Source organism: Bacillus sp. JJ664, from assembly GCF_036962205.1.
In the GTDB taxonomy this organism is placed as follows: Bacteria; Bacillota; Bacilli; order Bacillales; family Bacillaceae_G; genus Gottfriedia.
Map to the genome: position 1 here is coordinate 224 of NZ_JBALMS010000167.1, position 6,360 is coordinate 6,583.

Here is a 6,360-nt window from a genome sequence, read left to right on the forward strand (position 1 = left end):
TCTTCAACTAATTTAATTTCCATATCTCCATCATCCGGAGATATTATATATCTTGGGAAATCCCCATTAAGTAAATTGATAAACGTATTTGTACTTATTTCTTTTGTATATTTGACATGAAACTTTTTCGCTAAATCCTTATATAACAATCTCGTACCAATATTAATTTCATTATTATCATGACATTGACTCCATAAAAGCTTATCATCGTTTATATATTTATCACGATATATCGGATGTAATATTTTACAATAATGACTATACCTTTTCGGAATACAATGAGATACGAAATGTCCTTTCCAATGAGGTGACGTACTTCCAAGTTCATCAATATTTAGCTTAATCCAATCAAATGATTTAAGAGATTCTTTTACCATCTTGTCATCTTCTCTTTCTATTTAAACTAAAGACTCTGTAAAAAATTTCCATTACAAGTACCTCGCTTTCCGCGGGGCGTGACTTGAGCCTCCTTGAAAAAGGTTGGCATACTAAAATCACGACGTCCTGTCTTAACCCATGCATGACCCACATACTGTGGGCTTCCTGCGGGGTCTCAAGTTTCCCGTATCTCCCATAGGAGTTTGCACCTTACATTTCAATCATACTCTAACTCACGTGCTACTTCTTTTGATACTCTAAAAGAAATTAGCTAAAATCAAAAAATTAATATTAACAGAACCAAACAAAAAGGAACGATTTGTTGTCCCTTTTAGCATATTTATACTATATCTTTCTTATTAAATGTTTCTTCATATCGTTTAGTCAAGATATAGTAATGATAGCCTCTTGAATTTAATATCAAATGAGATAATAAAGATTTCGCTTCTTCACGTTTGTTTTCTTTCAGTAATAGTTCGAAATCAAGTACGTTTTTAAGTCTCTGAGAACGTATTGAAGCCTTTATTACATTTGCTTTATCTAATTCATTTTCTTCAATAAATAGAAGTGTTTTATAATAGGAATTCCACTCTGGTATTTTAATGAAATCAATTCGTTCCTTAATAAATTGCATATCTTTATTTGAGAAGCCGTAAACCACTTGATAAATGGCTTTTTTTGAGGGGTTAATTCGCTTCTTCATAACATACTGATAAGACAGTTCGATCTCATCATGCTTATGGTTTGTAACTGAATAAAGAAAATAAAGGATTGATTTTTTTGACTGCTTGCTTAAATAACGTTCAATACGTTTTAGGTTTTTAGAAAAATAAAATGGATAAAATATAGTGAAAAAAAAAGTGAGAAGAAGTCCAACATAAAAGATTCCAAATACATATGATGGTGCATCATATAGACCTAAACAAAATGCGCCAATAAACAGTGAGATAATAAATATAATTTTTTTCATAAAGCCTCCGTGATTTACTTTCTAGATGAATCTAAATTATAACATCTGTATTCATTATTAGGTCTTTTATTTGTACAAGTAAAACAAATCAATTTATTTAGAATCAGATAAAATAATTAGAGTAAATGAATTACTTTTTTGCTAATTCCCATCAGATAAATCCTCAAAATTTGCATTCCAAAAACAAAAAAGCCGTATTAGCAGTAGCTCACGATCTTCAACTAAATACAGGCTTTCATTACATAAGAAAAAATTAGCTAACTTCTTTTCTTAAAAATAAACAGCAAAAGGAAGAACAATAATGTCCTTCCTCTTCCAATACATAAGATTGATTTTAATTTGATGATTTATTTAATTGATTAATACCATTTTCTATTGAAGTATATAATTTTTCAAAGAAACCTTCCATGGTAACCTCCTTTGAAATCACTAAATATGATCATAATTATTTCATTTCATACTCAACTATTCTGCCAAATTCTGAAAAAGTAGCTAATAAACTAATCAGCTACTAAGCGTTGTTGAACAAATACAGCCATTAGTTGAATAAAAACTCCTAAAGTATTCATTTTTTGTTTAAACATAAATGAAAAGCCCTACCTATATTAAATAGATAAGACTTTTCTGGTTAGATTATTAAATTATATTGCTGAATTTTTACTTAGTTTTTACCTTTTAGCGGACGATACCTCGAACACTTAAAAACATTAATAGATTCTTAATGGCTTTTTGAGCTGTTAGTAAGGCCTGATCCGCGTGAGAATGAATGGTTCTAACAAAGGCAATTCTAGAATAGGAGCTTTTCAGTTTACTAACATGAATTCCATCAGAAATGAGCTGACTGAATTCAGCAACCCCTTCCATATTTTTAATTTCATCTTTATTTTGAATTGTTTCAAGGACTCCATCAAAATTAACAAATGAATACCAAATTGCGGAGGTTTTCCTTTCCTCGTTCACAGAATTTAAGTGATTCACTAACTTTTCTTTGATTGATATTCCTGCTTCTTGTTCCACTAAATATTGAATGCAATCAATTCCAATCGAATCATAGATTAATTCTGGTAATTTATCACTAGGTGGTCTTAATTGTGTTTCAATGATTTTAGGTCCATCAATTGTATAAATGATATCTGTGTGTGTAATACCATATTCAATATTTAATGCATCTAAAAATTTAAATGTATATTGCTTAATTTTATTTTCGATATGAATTGGTAAATCCGCAGGAAAAACATGACCAATCTCAACCTTGCTATCTTGGTCTACATGCTTTTCTACAATACCAATCATAAAATGTTCACCATTTTCCGAAATAACCTCAACGCTAAATTCTTGACCAATTAAAAGCGGTTCAACCATAAGAGTCGAATCATCAAGACGAGGAGCTGCAGCTGATTCTGAAAACTCCATTGCTTCCTCTATGTCATCTTCAGTATAAATAACAGAAATTCCTGTACTTGCTTTCCCTTTTGAAGGCTTTATGATTAATGGATAACCTACCTTACTCGCAAATGATTTAATTTCCTCCACTGATTGGATCAGTTCACAAGGTATGTCTTCAAACTGTAAAGCCTCTAATCTTTTTCTCATTTTATATTTATTATTTACCCAATCAATTGTGCAAGGATGATGAAATTGAATATTAAGTGCTGCTGCAATTGCACATGCTTTTTCTTGATCCAATTCTTCAAAAGAGGAAACATGGTGAATTGGATTTAAGTTATGAAGATTTTTTGCATATTCTATCCACATTTCTGGGGTAGAATCATCCTTCATCACAATAATGGATTCATGACAATGTGCTCTATGTAAAAACGGTAACTCAGATGCCCTACAAATTACACTAGTTCGAATAGTAGATTGTATTTCACTTAATTTAGAGGAATAATTAGATGTACCTATTATTAGTATATGTTTTTTTGCTTCGACTAAATTTCCCATTAAAAATCCTCCTTCGTAAAACAAATTAGATACTGAATATTTAGTCATATTAATCTATTTATATACGTTTCAACCCAAAATATTATGAATATTGGCGAAAAAACAATATTTTTGTAGAAAAATATACAAATAGCTCATGACATTTATTAATAATTAGACTAAAATATAATTAAATTTCTGTAAATTGGGGTTTTGGAGTGGAATATATGTTCGATAAAGGATCAATTATTCAATATTTTCGTCAAAAAAAAGGACTCACACAAGAAGAACTTGGTCATGGAATCTGTTCGAAGACTCATTTAAGTAAAATTGAAAGAGGTCTTACGGAAGTTTCTGATGAGACTATTTCCCTACTTTGCGCTCGAATGGGATTTGATATTGATGAAGAAATTGGGATGCTTCAAAAGGTTGAAAAGATGCTTGAATCCTTGCTAAAACTGATTATTTTTCAAGATAAAGAAAAAGCGCATGCCATTATTAGTGAACTTGAAAAGCAAGAATTTAATTACATTACACCATTACATATTCGATATTTATTAATAAAAACTAGACAATTACTACTAGATCATCAATTAGAAGATGCTAAAAAAATATTATTCTCAAAAGAAATTCAAAATCAAAAAATACCCCAACTTGAGAAGAATTTACTAAATCATACTCTTGGCATATACTATATACAGACATATGAACTACATAAGTCAATTGAGTTTTTAAAAAAGGTATCTTTAGAATCATATAATAATCCCGAAATTCATTATCATCTTGCATTAGCATATTGTCATCTGAACGCACATATTTCTTCATATCATCATTGTCAAAAAGCAAAGGAATTTTTTGTTCATACAAATAATTATCAAAGATTACTAGACACAGAGATGATTGCTTTAATACTTCTTGAAGAAGAAACTCATCTTCTTTTCAGCGAAATAGAATCTAGATATGAAAACTTACTAGACTCAGTTAGAGTCATAAAAGATCAAGAAAGGGAAGCGTTTTTATTACATAATTTTGCTTATCAACTATATAAATTTAAGAAATATAGTGAAGCACGCAATTTTTACGAACGCGCTCTGATCTTAGCACCAAAAGAAAACGTAAACTATCTAACTGCTCTTTTTGGTTATATGAGATGTCTATATGCGGGAAATTTAGCAGATGATATTACTATTAAAGGGATTATTAAAGAAGGTATTGAAGAAGCTAAAATTAAAAACTTAGATTATTATTTACTGTTATTTTCTCTATACCACTATAAGTTAAATAATGATGAATTATTATATTTTAATTATTTAAGAGATAGTGTTTTACCATATTTATATGAAGTCAAAAATAAAGAATTTTTCGTTCCTTTGTCAAAGGAATATATTCAATATTTGATTTCTAAAAAAGATGGGAATTCTTTACTAGAGTTTTTAAGTATTTATCAAATTAACTATACATTGGAGGACTAAGAATGAAAAAATTAATTTTAATTGTTGCCTTATCTGTAATTGTTACCTCATTTACATTCTTATCAAATGATTCAAGTTCAAGTTCAACTGCATCACTTTCAAATTATGAAAATGATTTTGTTTATCCTTTAAGTAATCGTATTTTACCTGGAGGCTGAAAAAGCAAAACACGAATCAATCGATTCGTGTTTTTTCTTTTTTAATATGCCTTACCCCAATAAACCATTGTTTCTGCTTTCTTACCACAGCATACACACTCTTCTGTGATTTGCTCTTGTTCAAATGGCATACATCGTGAAGTTAAGCCAGCCTCTTCTTTAATTTTTTCTTCACAAGCTAGGTCTTTACACCACATTGCTTTAATAAAGCCTTGTTTTTCATTGCTTAATTGTTTTAGTTCGTTTAATGTTGCTGCTTTGTATGTTTTTTCAGCGCGATTTTCAAGTGCTTTTTCATATAAAGATTGTTGAATTTCTTCTAATAATGCAGTGATCGTTTCTTCTAAAGAATCCAATGAAACGAATATTTTTTCACGTGTATCTCTTCTTACTACTAACGCTTGGTTTTTTTCGATATCTTTTGGTCCAATTTCAACGCGAACTGGGATTCCTTTCATTTCATATTCATTAAATTTCCATCCTGGCATTTTGTCAGATATATCGATTTTCACGCGGGCAACTTTGGAAATTCGTTTTTGAAGCTCTTTCGCTTTTTCTATTACGCCCTCTTTATGTTGTGCGATTGGAATAACCATTACTTGTGTTGGTGCTACTTTTGGTGGTAAAACTAATCCACTGTTATCACCATGTACCATGATCAGTGCACCGATTACCCTAGTAGTCATTCCCCATGAAGTTTGGTGAACATATTGTCTTTTAGAATTTTTATCTGTGTATTGGATGTTAAAAGCTTTTGCAAATCCATCTCCAAAGTTATGTGATGTACCACTTTGAAGTGCTTTTCCGTCATGCATTAAACTCTCAATTGTATATGTTGCCTTTGCTCCTGCAAATTTTTCTTTTTCTGTTTTTTGGCCTTTTATAACTGGAATTGCCAAGAAGTTTTCTAAGAAATCTGCATAAACGTTTAGCATTTGTATTGTTTCTTCTTGTGCTTCCTCAGCCGTTGCATGAGCTGTATGACCTTCTTGCCATAAAAATTCTGTGGTTCTTAAGAATGGTCTTGTTGTCTTTTCCCAACGTACAACAGAACACCATTGATTATATAGTTTTGGAAGATCATTATAGCTTTCAATGACCTTCGAATAATGTTCACAAAATAATGTTTCTGAGGTTGGACGTACGGCAAGTGGCTCTGCTAATTCATCATGTCCGCCATGTGTAACCCAAGCTAATTCTGGTGCAAAACCTTCTACATGATCAGCCTCTTTTTGTAATAATGACTTTGGAATAAACATTGGCATATATACATTTTCGTGATCTGTTTGTTTAAATTGTGTATCTAATTCTTTTTGGATGTTTTCCCAAATCGCATAACCGTATGGTCTTAAAATCATACAGCCTTTAACGCTTGAATAGTCTACTAATTCGGCTTTTTTTACAATGTCTGTATACCATTGCGAAAAATCAACATCCATATCTGTAATCGCTTCTACAA

Annotated in this window: 6 protein-coding genes; 2 read left to right on the forward strand and 4 right to left on the reverse strand. The window is 30.6% G+C overall.

The features are described from left to right. The 3 genes from V7056_RS19300 to V7056_RS19310 form a co-directional block, all read right to left on the reverse strand. The coding region (locus V7056_RS19300) for a hypothetical protein (RefSeq protein ID WP_499704016.1) at nt 1-377 on the reverse strand (377 nt) is incomplete at its 3' end. Nucleotides 378-718: 341 nt separating this feature from the next. Beyond that, complete coding sequence (locus V7056_RS19305; protein ID WP_499704017.1) at nt 719-1,348, reverse strand: hypothetical protein; 630 nt, start codon at nt 1,346-1,348, stop codon at nt 719-721. Nucleotides 1,349-2,023: 675 nt separating this feature from the next. Beyond that, entirely contained in the window at nt 2,024-3,292 is a 1,269-nt protein-coding gene (locus tag V7056_RS19310; protein ID WP_499704018.1) for an ATP-grasp domain-containing protein, read from the reverse strand. Nucleotides 3,293-3,498: 206 nt separating this feature from the next. Between V7056_RS19310 and V7056_RS19315 the strand changes: the two genes are divergently transcribed. Further along, nucleotides 3,499-4,743 (forward strand): helix-turn-helix domain-containing protein, encoded by a 1,245-nt coding sequence (locus tag V7056_RS19315; RefSeq protein ID WP_499704019.1) that lies wholly within the window; start codon nt 3,499-3,501, stop codon nt 4,741-4,743. Nucleotides 4,744-4,745: 2 nt separating this feature from the next. Beyond that, a complete protein-coding gene (locus V7056_RS19320) occupies nt 4,746-4,901 on the forward strand; it encodes a hypothetical protein (RefSeq protein WP_499704020.1) in 156 nt (51 codons plus the stop codon). A 41-nt stretch (nt 4,902-4,942) separates the two neighbouring features. Here V7056_RS19320 and proS read toward each other — a convergent pair. Beyond that, nucleotides 4,943-6,360, reverse strand: a 1,418-nt coding sequence (gene proS, locus V7056_RS19325; protein WP_499704021.1) for a proline--tRNA ligase, incomplete at its 5' end; no start/stop codon positions are given.